The 16,059-nt window shown below is 70.4% G+C and carries 17 protein-coding genes; 13 read left to right on the top strand and 4 right to left on the bottom strand.

Annotated features, from left to right (window positions below; all coding sequences use genetic code 11):
* Positions 1 to 50 precede the first annotated feature (50 nt).
* Entirely contained in the window at positions 51 to 557 is a 507-nt protein-coding gene (locus HNR15_RS10245; RefSeq protein WP_179481442.1) for a bifunctional adenosylcobinamide kinase/adenosylcobinamide-phosphate guanylyltransferase, read from the bottom strand.
* A 142-nt stretch (positions 558 to 699) separates the two neighbouring features.
* Between HNR15_RS10245 and HNR15_RS10240 the strand changes: the two genes are divergently transcribed.
* Complete coding sequence (locus tag HNR15_RS10240) at positions 700 to 1,872, top strand: NAD(P)-dependent malic enzyme (RefSeq protein WP_343048505.1); 1,173 nt, start codon at positions 700 to 702, stop codon at positions 1,870 to 1,872.
* Positions 1,873 to 2,021: 149 nt separating this feature from the next.
* Positions 2,022 to 2,237: a hypothetical protein gene (locus tag HNR15_RS10235; RefSeq protein WP_179481440.1), complete on the top strand. Its 216-nt coding sequence runs from the start codon at positions 2,022 to 2,024 to the stop codon at positions 2,235 to 2,237.
* 15 nt (positions 2,238 to 2,252) lie between these two features.
* Here HNR15_RS10235 and HNR15_RS18615 read toward each other — a convergent pair whose 3' ends face one another.
* The gene (locus tag HNR15_RS18615; RefSeq protein ID WP_233761413.1) at positions 2,253 to 2,891 is read right to left on the bottom strand and encodes a DUF3043 domain-containing protein; all 639 of its coding nucleotides are present in this window, start codon (positions 2,889 to 2,891) and stop codon (positions 2,253 to 2,255) included.
* Positions 2,892 to 3,008: 117 nt separating this feature from the next.
* On the opposite strand from HNR15_RS18615, the gene HNR15_RS10225 reads away from it, so the two are divergent.
* Both HNR15_RS10225 and HNR15_RS10220 read left to right on the top strand, forming a co-directional pair.
* Positions 3,009 to 4,313 carry a dipeptidase gene (locus HNR15_RS10225; RefSeq protein WP_179483710.1) on the top strand — a complete coding sequence of 435 codons (1,305 nt, stop codon included), beginning with the start codon at positions 3,009 to 3,011 and terminating at the stop codon, positions 4,311 to 4,313.
* Positions 4,310 to 5,341, top strand: a complete 1,032-nt coding sequence (locus tag HNR15_RS10220; protein WP_179481438.1) for a glutathione S-transferase family protein — start codon at positions 4,310 to 4,312, stop codon at positions 5,339 to 5,341. Before HNR15_RS10225 ends, HNR15_RS10220 begins: the two co-directional genes overlap by 4 nt.
* A gap of 51 nt (positions 5,342 to 5,392) precedes the next feature.
* Here HNR15_RS10220 and HNR15_RS10215 read toward each other — a convergent pair whose 3' ends face one another.
* Complete coding sequence (locus HNR15_RS10215; RefSeq protein ID WP_179481436.1) at positions 5,393 to 6,253, bottom strand: DMT family transporter; 861 nt, start codon at positions 6,251 to 6,253, stop codon at positions 5,393 to 5,395.
* Positions 6,253 to 7,236, bottom strand: a complete 984-nt coding sequence (locus HNR15_RS10210; protein WP_179481434.1) for a MurR/RpiR family transcriptional regulator — start codon at positions 7,234 to 7,236, stop codon at positions 6,253 to 6,255. Before HNR15_RS10210 ends, HNR15_RS10215 begins: the two co-directional genes overlap by 1 nt.
* On the opposite strand from HNR15_RS10210, the gene HNR15_RS10205 reads away from it, so the two are divergent.
* The 9 genes from HNR15_RS10205 to HNR15_RS10165 all read left to right on the top strand — a co-directional run bounded on the left by HNR15_RS10205 (position 7,235) and on the right by HNR15_RS10165 (position 15,925).
* Positions 7,235 to 7,945 (top strand): M50 family metallopeptidase, encoded by a 711-nt coding sequence (locus HNR15_RS10205; protein ID WP_179481432.1) that lies wholly within the window; start codon positions 7,235 to 7,237, stop codon positions 7,943 to 7,945. The two genes, HNR15_RS10210 and HNR15_RS10205, sit on opposite strands and share 2 nt — an antisense overlap.
* Before the next feature lie 30 nt (positions 7,946 to 7,975).
* Positions 7,976 to 9,097, top strand: coding sequence for a glycerate kinase (locus tag HNR15_RS10200; RefSeq protein WP_179481430.1), 1,122 nt, complete (start codon positions 7,976 to 7,978; stop codon positions 9,095 to 9,097).
* Positions 9,098 to 9,385: 288 nt separating this feature from the next.
* The gene (locus HNR15_RS10195; RefSeq protein ID WP_179481428.1) at positions 9,386 to 9,766 is read left to right on the top strand and encodes a HesB/IscA family protein; all 381 of its coding nucleotides are present in this window, start codon (positions 9,386 to 9,388) and stop codon (positions 9,764 to 9,766) included.
* A gap of 138 nt (positions 9,767 to 9,904) precedes the next feature.
* Positions 9,905 to 10,891, top strand: coding sequence for a carbohydrate kinase family protein (locus HNR15_RS10190; RefSeq protein ID WP_179481426.1), 987 nt, complete (start codon positions 9,905 to 9,907; stop codon positions 10,889 to 10,891).
* 16 nt (positions 10,892 to 10,907) lie between these two features.
* Positions 10,908 to 11,597: a leucyl/phenylalanyl-tRNA--protein transferase gene (gene aat / locus HNR15_RS10185; protein ID WP_179481424.1), complete on the top strand. Its 690-nt coding sequence runs from the start codon at positions 10,908 to 10,910 to the stop codon at positions 11,595 to 11,597.
* Positions 11,598 to 11,743: 146 nt separating this feature from the next.
* Positions 11,744 to 12,682: an aa3-type cytochrome oxidase subunit II gene (ctaC, locus tag HNR15_RS10180; protein ID WP_343048503.1), complete on the top strand. Its 939-nt coding sequence runs from the start codon at positions 11,744 to 11,746 to the stop codon at positions 12,680 to 12,682.
* Positions 12,682 to 14,448: an aa3-type cytochrome oxidase subunit I gene (ctaD, locus tag HNR15_RS10175; RefSeq protein WP_179481422.1), complete on the top strand. Its 1,767-nt coding sequence runs from the start codon at positions 12,682 to 12,684 to the stop codon at positions 14,446 to 14,448. Before ctaC ends, ctaD begins: the two co-directional genes overlap by 1 nt.
* A complete protein-coding gene (locus HNR15_RS10170; RefSeq protein ID WP_179481419.1) occupies positions 14,445 to 14,846 on the top strand; it encodes a cytochrome c oxidase subunit 4 in 402 nt (133 codons plus the stop codon). Before ctaD ends, HNR15_RS10170 begins: the two co-directional genes overlap by 4 nt.
* Positions 14,847 to 14,908: 62 nt before the next feature.
* Positions 14,909 to 15,925 carry a zinc-binding dehydrogenase gene (locus tag HNR15_RS10165; protein ID WP_179481417.1) on the top strand — a complete coding sequence of 339 codons (1,017 nt, stop codon included), beginning with the start codon at positions 14,909 to 14,911 and terminating at the stop codon, positions 15,923 to 15,925.
* Positions 15,926 to 16,059 lie beyond the last annotated feature (134 nt).

Genomic DNA, 16,059 nt, shown 5'->3' with positions numbered 1-16,059 from the left:
TCGAACGCCGTCAACCGTGCCGAACGCCGTCAGGCCGGCGGTCGGTGCCGTCAGTCGATGCGGACCGAGTCCGACAGGTCCAGAGCGCGGCCGGCCACGATGAGGTGGGTGCGCTTGCTGATGACCGAGACCGTTGCGTTGACCTCTTCGAGCACGTCACGCAGTCGCCGGTTGCGGTCGTCCTCGGGGATGGCGGTCAGACCGACCTCGCGGCTGAGCGCGACCGAGTCGTACGGCGCGTGCATCCACAACGCCCCGAACTCGGCAATGGCCTCGCGCACCGTGGCGAGGCGCGCCTCGTCGCCCGACCAGGCGTCGTAGTGGTCGAGCAGCCCGCTCACCCAGGTCTCGAGGGAGTCGATGAGCACCGGCGTGCGGCCGCGCAGGATGGTGCGGGTCAGGTCATCGGCCCGCACGGTGGTCCACTCGTCGGGGTACTGGTCGGTCATCGGCTCGCCGGGGAAGACCACCGTGACCGGGGAACCGGCCGGCAGCAACGCCGCGGCGTACCTGCGTGCCGATCGTGCGGTGCCGCCGAGGACCAACGTCGTGCTCATCCCGACAGGTTAGGGGCTCGCGACGCGCCCGGCAGCGGGTTGCGAGTAGCGCCCCCCGATGCCCACGTGGTTGGGTGACGCGGGCCCACCGCGGCACCAGCCGATGTCCCGCCCGCCCCGAGACCGCAGAGGTGCACCCAGCGTGACCGAACACCCCGTCCCACCCGTGCCCGCCCCTTCGCAGCCGGATATCTCCGGACCGGTGTTCGAGGCCCATGAGGGCGGCAAGCTGGAGTCGGTCCCGACCAAGCCGCTGCGCGACCGCGCGGACCTGGCGCTGCTCTACACGCCCGGCGTGGCCGACGTATGTCGCGCGATCGCGGTCGACCCGTCGCTGTCGTTCCGCTTCACGACCCGTCGCAACACGGTCGCGGTCGTCACCGACGGCACGGCCGTGCTCGGCCTGGGCGACATCGGCCCGGTCGCCGCGTTGCCGGTGATGGAGGGCAAGGCGGTCCTCTTCAAGCACTTCGCCGGTGTCGACTCGGTGCCGGTGTGCCTGGAGACCGGCACGGTGGAGGAGATCGTGGAGGCGGTCGCGCGCCTCGCGCCGACGTACGGCGGCATCAACCTGGAGGACATCTCCGCGCCGCGCTGCTTCGCCATCGAGGAGCAACTGAAGGCCCGCCTGGACATCCCGGTCTTCCACGATGACCAGCACGGCACCGCGATCGTGTCGCTCGCCGCCCTGATCAACGCCGCGAAGGTCGTGGGACGCGAGCTGGAGACGCTGCGGGTGGTCGTCTCCGGCGCCGGAGCCGCCGGGGTCGCGATCGCCAACATCCTGATCCGCCGGGGTGTCCGGGACGTCGTCGTGTGCGACTCGCGCGGCGTGGTGCACTCGGGCCGTACGGATCTGGCGGAGCACAAGGTGCGGGTGGCTGCCACCACCAATCCGCGCGGGGTCACCGGGGTGCTCGCTGACGCCATGGTTGGCGCGGATGTCTTCATCGGCGTCTCCGGGGGCAGTGTGCCCGAGGCGATCGTCGCCACGATGTCCTCGGACGCGATCGTCTTCGCCCTGGCCAACCCTGACCCTGAGGTTCACCCTGAGGTCGCGGCACGGCACGCACGCGTCGTGGCCACCGGGCGTTCGGACTACCCGAACCAGATCAACAACGTCCTGGTGTTCCCCGGTCTCTTCCGCGGCGCGCTCGACTCCGGGGCGAGCGGCATCACCGAGGCCATGAAGCTGGCCGCCGCTCAGGCGATCGCCGACCTCGTCGAGGTGCCGGCGGCGGAGCTCGTCGTGCCCAGCGTGTTCGACGAGCGTGTGGCGCCGGCGGTTGCCGCAGCGGTGGCCGCGCACGCCTGACACCATCGTCCGGGCGGCGAGCGCAGGAAAGTGACCGCGGCGCCGACTTCCGACCGGACGCCCGCGCGGTGAGCGAAGGAAAGTGACCGCGGCGCCGACTTCCGACCGGCGTACGACGGATGTCACCGGCCGCACATAGGCTCGCCCGCATGAGCGATGCCTGGACCTGGACCTACGCCGACCGCGACGGCGGGGAACTGCGCGGCACCGCGATGGTGACCTCCGCGTTCCCGACGCAGAGCGACGCCGAGTCCTGGCTCGGGCAGAGTTGGCGCGAGCTGGCCGATGCCGGCGTCGCCTCGGTGACGCTCCTGGAGAACGGCGAGGTCGTCTACGGGCCGATGAGCCTGTCCGACGAGCTGTAAGCCGCTCGCCCCAGGTCAGCGGGTCTTGACGGTCCCGCTCGCTCGACCGGGCAGCGGGATGTCGTCCAGCGGGATGCCGCGGGGCACCTGCGGCTTGGGCATCCGGGTGAAGCGCATCTGGAAGGCGCGCATTCCGGCGTACCACCACGCGCCCTTCGGCGGCGCCTCACCGGTGGACTCCACGATGCGCTTCTTGAGGCGGCGCCACATGAAGGCAGCGTCGATGACGCTGATGACGGCGATCGCCCATACGACCAGCAGGCCGTTGGTCTTCAGCAGGTTGCTGGGCAGCGCGACCGAGCCGATCAGGATGATCAGCATCAGTGGCAGGACCGCCTCGCCGATCCGCAGGCGGGCATCGACGAAGTTGCGGATGTAGCGCTTCACCGGCCCCCGGTCGCGCGGCATCAGCGCGCTCTCGTCGCCGCGCGCCATGGCCTCGCGCTGGGCGATGCGCGACTTGCGCTGCTCCTCGCGGGACGCGGTCTTGGCGACCTTGCGGTCCTGCGGCACCAGCGGCTGGCGGCGAGCCGCCTGCTGCTCGCGGCGCTTCGGCGTCGGCCGACCCTTCTTGCCGTCCTTGGTGAGCACCACCCCCTCGCCGGGATCCGGGGTGCTCGTGGTGACTGGTTCGGACTTGCTGCGGCCTAACACGCTGATGATTCTACGGGGGTCGGGACTACGGTGGCCGCCGTGACCGATACCGACGCCGCAGCCCCTCACAACGGGCCCGAGAACACCGCACGACTGACCGCCCGGATCGCGGACCTGATGCCCGGCGTACGCGCCGACCTGGAGGCCCTGACCGCGATCCCCAGCGTCTCCCTGGACTCCTTCGACCAGACGCAGGTCGATCGCAGCGCCGAGGCGGTCGCCGAGTTGCTCCGCGCCGAGGGCCTGAGCGTCGAGATCGTCCGCGAGGGCGGCCGCCCCGCGGTCATCGGTCACCTTCCGGCCCCCGACGGCGCGCCGACCGTGCTGCTCTACGCCCACCACGACGTGCAGCCTCCCGGTGACGAGAAGGACTGGGACAGCCCGCCGTTCGAGCCGGTCGAGCGCGGCGGACGGCTCTACGGCCGCGGCGCCGCCGACGACAAGGCCGGCGTGATGGCGCACATCGCGGCGATCCGGGCACATGACGGGCGCCCGCCCGTGGGCGTCACGGTGTTCGTCGAAGGGGAGGAGGAGGTCGGATCCGACTCGCTCGCGACCATCCTGGAACGGCACGGCGACCGGCTGCGTGCGGACGCGATCGTGCTGGCCGACTCCACCAACTGGGACATCGGCACGCCGGCGCTCACCACGACCCTGCGCGGCATGATCCGCGTGGTCGTCTCCGTGCGCACCCTCGACCACAGCGTGCACTCGGGCATGTACGGCGGCCCGGTCCCGGACGCGATCACCGCCCTGGTGCGGCTGCTCGCCTCCCTGCACGACGACAAGGGCACCGTGGCGGTCAAGGGACTGCGTGGCGGCACTGCCTCTGACCTTGGGTACGACGAGGCCCGCCTGCGCCTGGAGTCCGGCCTGCTCGACGGCGTCCAGGTCATCGGCTCCGGCGACCTGCTGTCGGACCTGTGGACCCGTCCGGCCATCACCACGATCGGCATCGACGCGCCGTCGGTCGACACGGCGTCGAACACGCTCGCCGCGTCCGCGCGCGCCAAGGTCTCCATGCGCATCGCGCCGGACGAGGACCCACGGGAGGCCTACCGGCTGCTGCAGGAGCACCTGCGCGAGCACACGCCCTGGGGCGCACAGCTCGAGGTGACCCTGGACGACGAGGGCGCCGGGTTCTCGGCCGACGCGAGCGGTCCGGTGCAGGACCAGGCGCGGGCGGCGTTCCGCGATGCCTGGGACGGCACCGAGCCGGTCGACATCGGGGTGGGCGGGTCGATCCCGTTCGTGGCGGCGTTCGCCGAGCGCTTCCCCGAGGCGGCCATCCTGGTGACCGGCGTCGAGGACCCTGACACCCGTGCGCACGGCGCGAACGAGAGCCTGCACCTCGGCGAGTTCGAGCGTGTCTGCCGTGCGGAGGCGTTCCTGCTGGACCGGCTGGGCAGGATGGGCTCATGACCGCCTACGTCGAGCCCAGCTTCGAACGCGACACCAACTACATCGACGACCGGATCACGAAGGATTCACCGACCTGGCCGGTCGAGCCGGGGCGCTACCGGCTCGTGGTGAGCCGCGCGTGCCCGTGGGCCAGTCGGCTCACGACCGTACGCCGGCTGCTCGGCCTCGAGGACGCCATCTCCCTGGGGGTGTGCGGGCCGACCCATGACGCGGACAGCTGGACCTTCGACCTGGATCCGGGCGGCCTCGATCCCGTGCTGAAGATGCCGCGCCTGAAGGACGCGTTCGAGAACCGCCAGCCCGGCTACCCGCGCGGGATCACGGTGCCCGCGCTGGTCGACCTACCGACCCGGTCGGTGGTCACCAACGACTTCCCCCAGATGGACATCGACCTCATCGAGCAGTGGGACGCCTTCCACCGCGACGGTGCGCCCGACCTCTACCCGCAGGCGCTGCGGGCGGAGATGGACCCGGTGATGAAGCGCATCTACACCGAAGTCAACAACGGCGTCTACCGCTGCGGTTTCGCCGGTGAGCAGCCGGCGTACGACGCGGCGTACGACCGGCTCTTCACGGCCCTGGACTGGCTGGAGGAGCGCCTCACCGATCGGCGCTACCTTGTCGGCGATCACATCACGCTGGCCGACGTGCGCCTCTTCACCACTCTGGTGCGCTTCGATCCGGTCTACCACGGGCACTTCAAGTGCAACCGCGCGAAGCTGATCGAGTTCCCGGCGCTGTGGGCCTACGCGCGGGACCTGTTCCAGACGCCCGGTTTCGGCGACACCGTCGACTTCGAGCAGATCAAGCGGCACTACTACGTCGTGCACTCGGACATCAACCCCACCGGCATCGTCCCGAAGGGTCCGGACCTGTCCGGCTGGATGACCCCGCACGGGCGGGAGTCGCTCGGCGGCAGCGCCTTCGGCGACGGCACCGCCCCTGGTGCGATCGCCGAGGGTGAGCGGGTGGACCCCGCTGACAACCCGGCCGTCGGCCCGGACGGTGTGCTGCACCGCTCGAACTGACCCGCCTACAGCGGCCAGGTCGCGAGGACGCGACTTCGCCGGGTCGAGACCTCAGACGCTGATCGCCGCGATGCCCACGAGGACGATCGCCGCGCCGGCGAGGCGGCGCGCGAGATGGCCCTCGTGGAAGAGCCGCCACGCGAGGAGCGAACCGATCACGATCGAGGATTCACGCAGCGGTGCGACGAGTGCGACCGGCGCGGTCTGCATCGCCGTCAGGACGAGGATGTAGGCGACAGGCGAGAAGACGGCGACGGTGAGGACCGGGGCGACGTTCCGCCGGACGGCGGCGCAGATGTCGCCGCCTCGCCGCAGGGCGCTCGGGGTCAGGATCAGGCTCTGCAGCAGCAGCGTGCCGGAGTAGTAGCTGACGGGAGCCAGGTGCAGCGATGTGATCGAGAAGCTGTCCCAGAGGGTGTAGCCGGCGATCGTCGCACCCGTGGCGGCGCCCCAGCGCACGCCGCGGGCGGGACGACGTCGCCCACTGCCGAACGGGTTGCCCGCGACCACGACGATGCCGCCCACGACGCCGAGCGCACCGAGCATCGCGACCAGACCCGGCCGTTCGCCGAGGAGTAGGACCGCGAAAAGCATGGTCAGCACCGGCCCGGTGCCGCGCGCGATCGGGTAGACGACGCCCAGTTCGGCGCGGTCATAGCCGGCCTGGAGTGTCAGGGAGTACGCGAGGTGCAACGCGGCCGAGACGACCGAGCCGGCCGCGAGCCGCCAGTCGAGGGGCTGTGCGCCGGTGCACACCAGGACGACGCCGATGGGCACGAACAGCACCGCGGACGCGCACGTGTAGGCCCAGACGAAGAGGACGGTGTCGCCGCGCTTGTACTTCGACGCCAGATTCCAGATCGCGTGCGCCACGGCCGCGATGAGCACGATGCCGACGGTGCCGGGTTGCATCAGGAGATGTCGGGGAGGTCGATGCCCGCACGCTCGGCGCGACCGACCCGATCCGGGTCGCGGAAGGCGAGAGCGGCACAGAGCGCGTCGAGGACCACGAGCTGAGCGAGCCGGCTGCCCGCAGCCGCCATCTGGGTCGGCAGGGGCGCGCCGCCGACGACGAGGGCGATGTCCGCGAGGTCCGACAGCGGCGTCTTGTACTGATTGGTGACCGCGATCAGCGTCGCGCCGGCGGAGGAGGCCGCGTCGGCCACCGCGAGCGTCGACGCGGTGCGTCCGGTCGAACTGACGGCGATCACGACGTCGTGGACGTCGAGGAGCCGCATCGCGATCATCGCCGACTCGTGGTCCGGGATGCCGGCGGTCCGCACGCCGAGGGCCCGCAGGCGGAAGACGGCATCCGCGGCGACCGTCGCGGACGGTCCCGCACCGAAGGCGATCACCTGCTCCGCCCGTCGTACGGCGTCGACGGCCTCGTCGAGGGCTGCGAGGCTCACCGCACCGCTCAGCGCGGTGAGAGCATCTGCGCCCGCGCGCACGGACGTCTCGAGCACGGCAGCCGTCGAGGCGTCGTCGGTGAGCGCCGCGGGAGGCGCGAAGAACTCCGTGGTCCCACGGGCGCGGGCGATCTGGAGCTTGAGCTCGGTGAAACCGTCGAACCCGATGGCCCGGGACGCACGGACGACGCTCGGCGCGGACACGCCGGCACGGGCGGCGACCTCCGCCGTGGTGCTCGTGCCGACGAACAGCGGGTCCGACAGCAGGAGGGTCACAACCTTCGCCTCGCTCGCAGCGAGATCGCCGCTGCGCGCTCGGACACTCCCCAGCCATTTCGCCAGGGGGTCATCGCGAGGCGTAACTCTGTTACCGTCCGATCCATCCACGCGTAACAGCGTAACCGGTGAGGACCTGCCCCGCTCGTTCTGGATCCGGGCGTCGATCGCATCGCCGCCCCACAGCCGGGTGGGGCATCCTCCCGGCATGAGCAGCGCGACCGACCTGTGGCACCGGGTCACCGCTGCGGCGCCGCCGCCGTCCCGCGAGGTCGTGATCGGCACCATGCTGCTCGCCCTCGGCATCGTCTGCTGGGCGCCGGTCTGGCGGGTCGCGCGCAGCGGGATCACCCTCGCCCACGAGGGGTCCCACGCGATCGCGGCCCTCAGCGTCGGGAGGTCGCTGCACGGTGTGCACGTGCACCGCGACACCTCCGGCGTCACGGTGTCCCGCGGGCCTGCACGCGGTTTCGGGGCCATCGCGACCTTCGCGGCCGGTTATCCCGGCCCGGCGGTCCTCGGTGCCCTCGGCGCATGGGTGCTCTCCCGCGGCTACGCCGCCGGTGTCCTGTGGGCCGTGCTGCTCGTGCTCGCCGCGATGACGCTGCAGATCCGCAACTGGTACGGCGCGCTGGTGATGCTGGTCTGTGCCCTACCGGTCGCCGCGATCACCTGGTGGTGCACCGCGCCGGTCCAATCTGGCTTCGCGCACCTGCTGATGTGGTTCCTGCTGCTGGGGTCGCCGCGCACCGTCCTGGACCTGGCGCGTAACCGTCGCTACGAGAGCGGCCGGTCCGACGCCGACCAGTTGGCCGCGCTCACCAGGGTGCCCGCGGTGCTGTGGATCCTGGTCTTCGCCCTCATCAGCCTGGCCGTCACCGTGCTCGGTGGCGCACTGCTGCTCGGGAGGGTGGGCTGACCGGGCGCGCGCCCGGTGGAGAATGACGGCGTGCGAGTGCTCGTGACCTGTGACGCGATCGGGGTGGCCACCCCGCCCGAGGCCGCCGACCTCATCCGGGCGGCCTGGCTGCAGCGGGCTCCGGCGGTGACCGTCGACGCTCTCCCGCTCTCCCGTGGAGGACGGGGGTTCGCGGCCGCGGCAGCCCGGGTCGAGGGTGCGCGAGAGGAGCCGCTCGCTGCGGGCGGCGCGCTCGGGACCGTCGTCCTGTTACCCGACGGCAGCGCAGTGCTCGAGGCCGCGCAGGCGCAGGCCGACCGCTCGTCGTACTCCGTCGGCGCCCTGCTCGTCGCCGCGGCCGATGTGCCCGGCGTGCGCAGGATCCTGGTCGGCGTGGGAGACCTGCGCTGCCTCGACGGCGGGCTGGGCATGCTCCAGGCGATGGCCGGACGCCCCGACGACCCGGCCGAGACCGACCTCGGGTGGCTGCGCGAGACGCGCGTCGCGTGGCGGGGTGTGCCGATCGTGGCCGCGACCTCGCATGCGCTGCCGATGCTCGGGTTCCACGGTGCCGCAGCCCACGCCGAGGAGGCGCTGGGGCTGAGCCGGCAGCAGTCACAGGAAGCCGAGAACGCGCTGGGGGAGTACGTCGACCGCACCCGTCGCGCGCTGCCGCCGCGCCGCGATCTGCTCACCGGCAAGGACCGCCGGTTGGACCGCGAGCCCGGTGCAGGCGCCGGGGGTGGGGTGGCGTTCGGGCTGGGGCTGATCGGCGCGCAGATCCGTCCCGGCGCGCAGGTGAGCGCCGAGCTGGCCGGACTGGACCGGGCCGTCGCTGCCAGCGACCTGGTGGTGATCGGCGAGGACGTCTTCGACTGGCGCTCGCTGCAGGACACGGTGCTGGCGCACGTCGGGGAGGTCGCGGCCGCGCGGGGCAGGCCGGTGGTCGTGCTGTCACGGGAGGCGCACGTCGGCCGTCGGGAGTCCGCTTCGCTCGGCGTGAGCGGCGTCTACTCCGCCGTGCCGGCCGGTCGGCTGTCGGCCGACGTACGGCGTGAGGGCGCGGGATCCGTGCGGGGCTCAGACGGCTCAGAGGCCTCGGCCGTGCCGGACCCCTCGGAGCTTGTGGCTCAGCTCGCCGCCCGGGTCGCCGGCACATGGACGCCTGCCTGACCCAGTCCTCGCCCCTCGTTGCGGCCCGCTCGGTCCCGAACGCTCGCCCATGGCCCGCGCACGCCCCTCGTTTCGGCCCGCTCGGTCCCGGAGGTGCGAACGGCGAGCGCGCGACCCGCTCGCCGAGATCAGGTCGGGCGGTCACGGCCTCCTGCGCCGACGACGTACCCTTGATGTGGCGACCGCGTACCACGTCCGGGAACAATTCGCAGGACCACGCGGTTGCCAGCAACGAACGTGGATCGTGCCGCACTCGGCGCGACCATCCCGCCAGCCAGTGGAGGATCCATGAGCGTGGACAGCAGCACCACCGTTTCGACGCCGACCACCGAGGCGCCCCCGGCCCACGGCGTCGAGCTCAGCGAGCTCGCAGCCGGTAAGGTCAAGAGCCTGTTGGAGCAGGAGGGTCGCGATGACCTGCGCCTGCGCGTCGGCGTGCAGCCCGGTGGCTGCTCCGGCCTGATCTACCAGCTCTACTTCGACGAGCGCAGCCTCGACGGTGACCTGGTGCGCGACTTCGACGGTGTCGAGGTCGTCGTGGACCGGATGAGCGCCCCCTACCTCGACGGCGCCAGCATCGACTTCTCCGACACCATCGAGAAGCAGGGCTTCACCATCGACAACCCCAACGCGGGCAGCTCCTGCGCCTGCGGCGACAGCTTCAGCTGATCGACCGCATCCGCTCGTAGCAACCGAGAGGCCCGAACCCCCAGCGGGTTCGGGCCTCTCGTGTTGTCCGGCCCCCGCGGGGGCCGCGGCGCGGCGCCGATTCGGGCCTGTCGCCGTACGCCGGATAGGTTGCACGCCATGAAGATCGCCATCACCGGCTCCATCGCCACCGACCACCTGATGACCTTCCGTGGCCGGTTCGCCGACTCCCTCGTCCCGGAACAGCTGAACAAGATCTCGCTGTCCTTCCTCGCCGAGGAGCTGCAGATCCGTCGCGGCGGAGTGGCGGCCAACATCGCCTTCGGGATGGCGGTCCTCGGCGAGCACCCGCTGCTGGTCGGGGCCGTGGGGGAGGACTTCGCGTCGTACCGCTCGTGGCTGGAGCGCCACGGGGTCGACTGCGAGTCGGTCCGGGTCTCCGAGACCAGGCACACGGCGCGTTTCGTGTGCACGACGGACGACGACCAGGCACAGATCGCCACGTTCTACGCCGGCGCGATGGGGGAGGCGCGGGAGATCGAGCTCGGCCCCGTCGCCGAGCGCGTGGGGGGTCTGGACCTCGTGCTGGTCGGCGCCAACGACCCGGAGGGAATGCGCCGGCACTCCGACGAATGCCGTTCGCGCGGAATCTCGTTCGTGGCCGACCCGTCCCAGCAACTGGCGTTCGCCGACGGCCCCTTCATCCGCGAGCTCATCAAGGGCGCGAGCTACCTGATGACCAACGAGTACGAGGCGCATCTCACCGAGCAGAAGACCGGGTGGACGGGCGAGGAGATCCTCGAGCACGTCGACGTCCGGGTCATCACCCGCGGCCGCGACGGCGCACGCATCCTGCGCAAGGGCGCCCCCCCGATCGACGTGCCCATCGCGGGCGAGGTCACGAGCGTGGACCCCACCGGTGTCGGCGACGCCTTCCGGGCCGGCTTCCTCTGCGGGCTGGCCTGGGATCTGGACCTGGTCACCTGCGCCCAAATCGGCTCGACCCTCGCGACGTACGTCGTGGAGACCGTCGGCACCCAGGAGTACGTCCTCGGGCGCGCTCACTTCCTCGGCCGGCTGGCCACGGCGTACGGCGACGACGCGGCGGCGCGTGTGCAGGCCGGGCTGCGCATCCCGCGCGACTGAGACATCGGGTTGACCCGTGTCGCCGATCGAACCGGAGCCGTCGCAGTGGTCGCTGCGCTTCGATCCCGCGCACCCGTCCGACCTGGTCGCTGTCGGCGCCGACCTGGAGCCCGGCACGCTGCTCGCGGCGTACCGGTCCGGACTCTTCCCGATGGGCACCGGCCGCGACGGGGGACCGCCCATGGGGTGGTGGTCGCCCGTGGACCGCGGCGTGCTGCTGCCCGGGGAGCACCACGTGTCGCGTTCGCTGCGCCGCTCCCGGCGGCACTTCACCACCAGCATCGACCGCGACTTCGACGCCGTGGTGCGGGCCTGTGCCGATCCCGGTCGGGACGGGCGATGGATCACCGCACGCATGATCGCGGCCTACCGGCGCCTGTACGACCTCGGCTGGGCGCACTCGGTGGAGGTGTGGGACGAGCACGGGGAGCTGGCAGGGGGCTTGTACGGCGTGGCGATCGGCGCGCTCTTCGCGGGCGAGTCGATGTTTCACCGCGCGACCGACGCGGGGAAGGTCGCGGTCTGGGTGCTGGCCGAGCAGGTGCTCGCGGGTGGCGCGCCCGGGCTGATCGACGTGCAGTGGCACACCGCGCACCTCGGCACGCTCGGGGTGCGGGAGATCGACCGGGCCGCGTATCTGGGTCTGCTCGGACCCGCGGTCACAGGGACGTCGCCGTCCGCGTTCGCAGGGGCGAGCCGGGGCTGAGCACGTTCGGCCGGCGGCCGGCCGCGGCCCGCGTCGGCGCCCACTCGGCGTACCTGGAAATACATCGCTCGGCCAGCCACCTCACAGGGCGCGCGGACGCGGGTACCGCCCTGCCTCAACGTCCGAGGCTGAGATAAGGTTTCGTCGTGTCCGGAACCCGTGAAAACCAGTCCGGCGGCACCCCGCGCCGACCCGTGAAGCCCCGGTCGCTGCGCCGTCGGCTGGGCTACGCCGGTGTGGTGGCGATCTGCGCCACCGCGCTGTCCGGCTGCACCGCCCAACAGCGGCGCGGCTTCCTGCCGCACGGCATCACCAAGGTGTCCCCGGACATCACCCACTTCTGGGTCGCCTCGTGGCTCTGGGCGCTCGGTGTGGGCGTGCTGGTCTGGGGTCTGATCATCTACTGCGCGGTGCGTTACCGCCGCAAGAAGACCGACACCGGGCTGCCGCCGCAGCTGGCCTACAACGTGCCGATCGAGATCCTTTATACGGTCGTTCCAGTCATCATGGTGGCCGTGCTCTTCGGCAAGACCGTGCAGCTGGAGAACAAGATGCTGGACACCTCCGGCACCCCCCAGAACACCGTGAACGTCATCGGCAAGCAGTGGTCCTGGGACTTCAACTACGTCAACGACAAGGTCTACGACACCGGTGAGCAGGCCCTGCTGAACGGCAAGCCCGGCGCCGAGAAGACCATTCCCACGCTCTACCTGCCGGTCAACGAGCGCACCGAGTTCATCCTCACCTCCCGCGACGTGATCCACGACTTCTGGGTGATCGCGTTCCTGCAGAAGATGGACATGATCCCGGGCAAGGTCAACAAGTTCGATGTCACGCCGACCCAGATCGGCACCTACCGCGGCAAGTGCGCGGAGTTGTGCGGCGCCTACCACTCTCAGATGCTGTTCAACGTCAAGGTGGTCGACGCTGCCGACTACGCCAAGCAGATGCAGCGACTGCGCGCGGCCGGTCAGACCGGCTTCCTGTCCAACGCGCTCAACCGGTCCGGTCTCGAGAACGGGCAGCAGCAGTACCTGCCGTCCGGGCTCGACTCCTCGGACGTCGTCAACGTTGGGAGCAAGTGATGGCGAGCACCACTGCGGATCGCACCCGGGGCGCCGGTGATTTCCGCGAGTCGACCTCCGTACCCCGTGAGCGTCACCTCGGACGCACCATCGTCAAGTGGATCACCGCGACCGACCACAAGGTCATCGGTCACCTGTACTTCATCACCTCGTTCTCCTGGTTCCTGATCGGCGGCCTGCTGGCCCTGCTGATCCGCGCCGAGCTGTGGGCGCCGGGGCTGCAGATCGTGGACAACCCCGAGCAGTACAACCAGCTGTTCACCATGCACGGCACGATCATGCTGCTGCTGTTCGCGACCCCGCTCTTCGCCGGGTTCGCGAACGCGCTCATGCCGTTGCAGATCGGCTCGCCGGACGTGGCGTTCCCCCGGCTGAACATGTTCGCCTACTGGCTCTACCTGTTCGGCGGCCTGATCGCCGCGGGTGGCTTCCTCACCCCGCAGGGCGCCGCGGCGTTCGGCTGGTTCGCCTACGCCCCGCTGGCGAACTCGGTCTACAGCCCCGGTGTCGGTGGCAACCTGTGGGTCTTCGGTCTGGCCCTTGCCGGATTCGGCACGATCCTCGGCTCGGTCAACTTCATCACCACGATCGTGTGCATGCGCGCCCCCGGTATGACGATGTTCCGGATGCCGATGTTCGTCTGGACCGTCCTCATCACCTCGATCCTGGTGATCGTGGTCTTCCCGGTGCTGGCTGCCGCGCTCTTCGCGCTGGGTGCCGACCGGGTGATGGGTGCGCACGTCTTCGATGCCCAGAACGCCGGAGCCATGCTCTGGGAGCACATGTTCTGGTTCTTCGGCCACCCCGAGGTCTATATCATCGCGCTGCCGTTCTTCGGGATCATCTCCGAGGTGCTGCCGGTCTTCTCCCGCAAGCCGCTGTTCGGCTACAAGACGCTGGTCTTCGCGACCATCGCCATCGCGGCGCTGTCGGTGAGCGTGTGGGCGCACCACATGTACGCGACCGGCCAGGTGCTGCTGCCGTTCTTCGCGGTGATGACGATGCTCATCGCCGTGCCCACCGGCGTGAAGTTCTTCAACTGGGTAGGCACCATGTGGGGCGGATCGATCACGTTCGAGACGCCCATGCTGTGGGCCATCGGCTTCCTCGTGACCTTCCTGTTCGGTGGCCTCACCGGTGTCATCCTGGCCAGCCCCGCGCTCGACCTGAACCTGTCCGACTCCTACTTCGTGGTGGCGCACTTCCACTACGTGGTCTTCGGCACTGTGGTCTTCGCGATGTTCGCCGGGTGGTACTTCTGGTGGCCCAAGCTGACCGGCCGGATGCTCGACGAGCGCCTCGGCAAGCTGCACTTCTGGCTGCTGTTCATCGGCTTCCACACCACGTTCCTCATCCAGCATTGGCTGGGTGTGGAGGGCATGCCGCGTCGCTACGCGGACTACCTGCCCGAGGACGGCTTCCAGTGGATGAACGACGTGTCCACGGTCGGCTCGTTCATCCTCGGCGTCTCGATGCTGCCGTTCCTCTACAACGTCTACAAGACCTGGCGCAGCGCGCCTCTGGTCGAGACCGACGACCCGTGGGGTTACGGCGCGTCGCTGGAGTGGGCGACCTCCTGCCCGCCGCCGCGGCACAACTTCGACTCGATCCCGCGGATCCGCTCCGAGCGCCCCGCGTTCGACCTGCACCACCCGGAGGTCGCGGCGACGTCTGTCGCGCCGGCACCCGATGCGTTGTCCAAGCTGATGGGCCCAGGTGACCGCGGGTCCCAGACCATGGGCGGCGAACGGAAGGCTGACCGATGAAGGTCGAATACAAGCTGTTCACCATTCTGTTCAGCTTCTCCGCCATCATGGGCGTGATCTACGGGATCTTCACGCACTGGCACGAGCCGGTCGGTGTGGTGGGGCTGTTCCTCACCGGTGGCCTATGCCTGATGATCGCGTTCTTCCTGTGGGTCACCGGCCGCAAGATCGACCTGCGGCCGGATGACAACCCGGATGCGCTGATCAGCGATGTCGAGGGCGACTTCGGCTTCTTCAGCCCGCACTCGTGGTGGCCTTTGTTCCTCGGCCTCTCCGGCGCGATCGTGTTCCTCGGCCTCGCAGTCGGCTGGTGGATGGTGATCATCGGTCTGCCGCTGCTCGCCCTGTCGGCGATCGGCTGGGTCTTCGAGTACTTCCGGGGTGACGAGGCGATCTGATCGCCGTCCCGCACGACGCCGGCGCCGGCGCGGCGCAGGCCCTTCGATGATCTGAGACGCCCGTGACGCAGACAACCCGTATCGCCCTGCAGGCCCGCCCCAAGGGTGAACCCGCCGACAGCGACTTCCGCATCGAGCAGGCCGAGCTCGGCCAGCCCGGCGAGGACCAGGCGCTGCTGCAGACCCTCTTCCTGTCGCTCGACCCCTACATGCGCGGCCGGATGAGCGATGCGCCGTCGTACGCCGCGCCGGTGCAGATCGGTCAGACGATGGTCGGAGCGACGGTGTCCCGGGTGCTGGAGTCTCCCGGTGGTCAGTTCGCACCGGGCGACGTGGTGCTGGGGTACGGCGGATGGCAGAGCCATTCCGTCGAGCCGGTCTCCTACCTGCGCAAGGTCGACACCGGCACTGCACCGGTGAGCACCGCACTCGGCGTCCTCGGGATGCCCGGCTTCACCGCGTACGCCGGACTGCTGCAGATCGGCAAGCCGCAGCCGGGGGAGACCGTCGTCGTCGCCGCAGCGAGCGGCCCCGTAGGCAGTGCCGTGGGCCAGATCGCCAAGCTGCGCGGCGCCCGCGCGGTCGCCATCGCCGGTGGCCAGGCCAAGGTCGACTACTGCCGCGAGATCGGCTTCGATGCCGCCGTCGACCACCGTTCGGAGAATTTCCGCGACGACCTCGCCGCAGCGACGCCCGACGGCATCGACGTCTACTTCGAGAACGTCGGCGGCGCGGTCTGGGACGCGGTGCTGCCGCGCCTCAACACCTACGCCCGGGTGCCGCTGTGCGGTCTGGTGTCGGTCTACAACGCGACCTCCCTGCCCGAGGGGCCGGACCGGTCGGGGGTGCTGATGGGCACCATCCTGCGCAAGAGCCTGACCGTCCGCGGGTTCATCCAGACCGAGTTCGTCGCCGACCACTTCGCCGACTTCCAGCGTGAGATGTCCGGCTGGGTCTCCTCCGGCCAGATGAAGTACCGCGAGGACGTCGTCGACGGCCTGGACAACACCCCCGAGGCGTTCCGAGGACTGCTGGCCGGCCGCAACTTCGGCAAGCTCGTCGTGAAGGTGTCGGAGTAACCCTGCCCGCTGCCCGACGACGCATCCCGGCGCGGTTGTCAGCAGTTCTGTGACGCCGGCGCCAGAAACCCGCTGACCATCAGGCGCGCGCTGCCCCCCAGGACCATGACTGCCGGATCGGCCACCCCGCGATA

Source organism: Allobranchiibius huperziae, assembly GCF_013410455.1.
Lineage (GTDB): Bacteria > Actinomycetota > Actinomycetes > Actinomycetales > Dermatophilaceae > Allobranchiibius > Allobranchiibius huperziae.
This window is presented reverse-complemented; position numbering and strand designations above follow the sequence as displayed.

What these genes read in the sequence shown, in the direction of transcription:
- HNR15_RS10195 (WP_179481428.1), top strand. Translation starts at nt 9,386, where the DNA reads ATGAGCGTGGACAGCAGCACCACCGTTTCGACGCCGACCACCGAGGCG.
- ctaD (WP_179481422.1), top strand. Translation starts at nt 12,682, where the DNA reads ATGGCGAGCACCACTGCGGATCGCACCCGGGGCGCCGGTGATTTCCGC.
- HNR15_RS10190 (WP_179481426.1), top strand. Translation starts at nt 9,905, where the DNA reads ATGAAGATCGCCATCACCGGCTCCATCGCCACCGACCACCTGATGACC.
- HNR15_RS10170 (WP_179481419.1), top strand. Translation starts at nt 14,445, where the DNA reads ATGAAGGTCGAATACAAGCTGTTCACCATTCTGTTCAGCTTCTCCGCC.
- HNR15_RS10210 (WP_179481434.1), bottom strand. Translation starts at nt 7,236, where the DNA reads ATGCCGGGAGGATGCCCCACCCGGCTGTGGGGCGGCGATGCGATCGAC.
- HNR15_RS10205 (WP_179481432.1), top strand. Translation starts at nt 7,235, where the DNA reads ATGAGCAGCGCGACCGACCTGTGGCACCGGGTCACCGCTGCGGCGCCG.
- HNR15_RS10225 (WP_179483710.1), top strand. Translation starts at nt 3,009, where the DNA reads ATGCCCGGCGTACGCGCCGACCTGGAGGCCCTGACCGCGATCCCCAGC.
- HNR15_RS10220 (WP_179481438.1), top strand. Translation starts at nt 4,310, where the DNA reads ATGACCGCCTACGTCGAGCCCAGCTTCGAACGCGACACCAACTACATC.
- HNR15_RS10235 (WP_179481440.1), top strand. Translation starts at nt 2,022, where the DNA reads ATGAGCGATGCCTGGACCTGGACCTACGCCGACCGCGACGGCGGGGAA.
- HNR15_RS10215 (WP_179481436.1), bottom strand. Translation starts at nt 6,253, where the DNA reads ATGCAACCCGGCACCGTCGGCATCGTGCTCATCGCGGCCGTGGCGCAC.
- HNR15_RS10245 (WP_179481442.1), bottom strand. Translation starts at nt 557, where the DNA reads ATGAGCACGACGTTGGTCCTCGGCGGCACCGCACGATCGGCACGCAGG.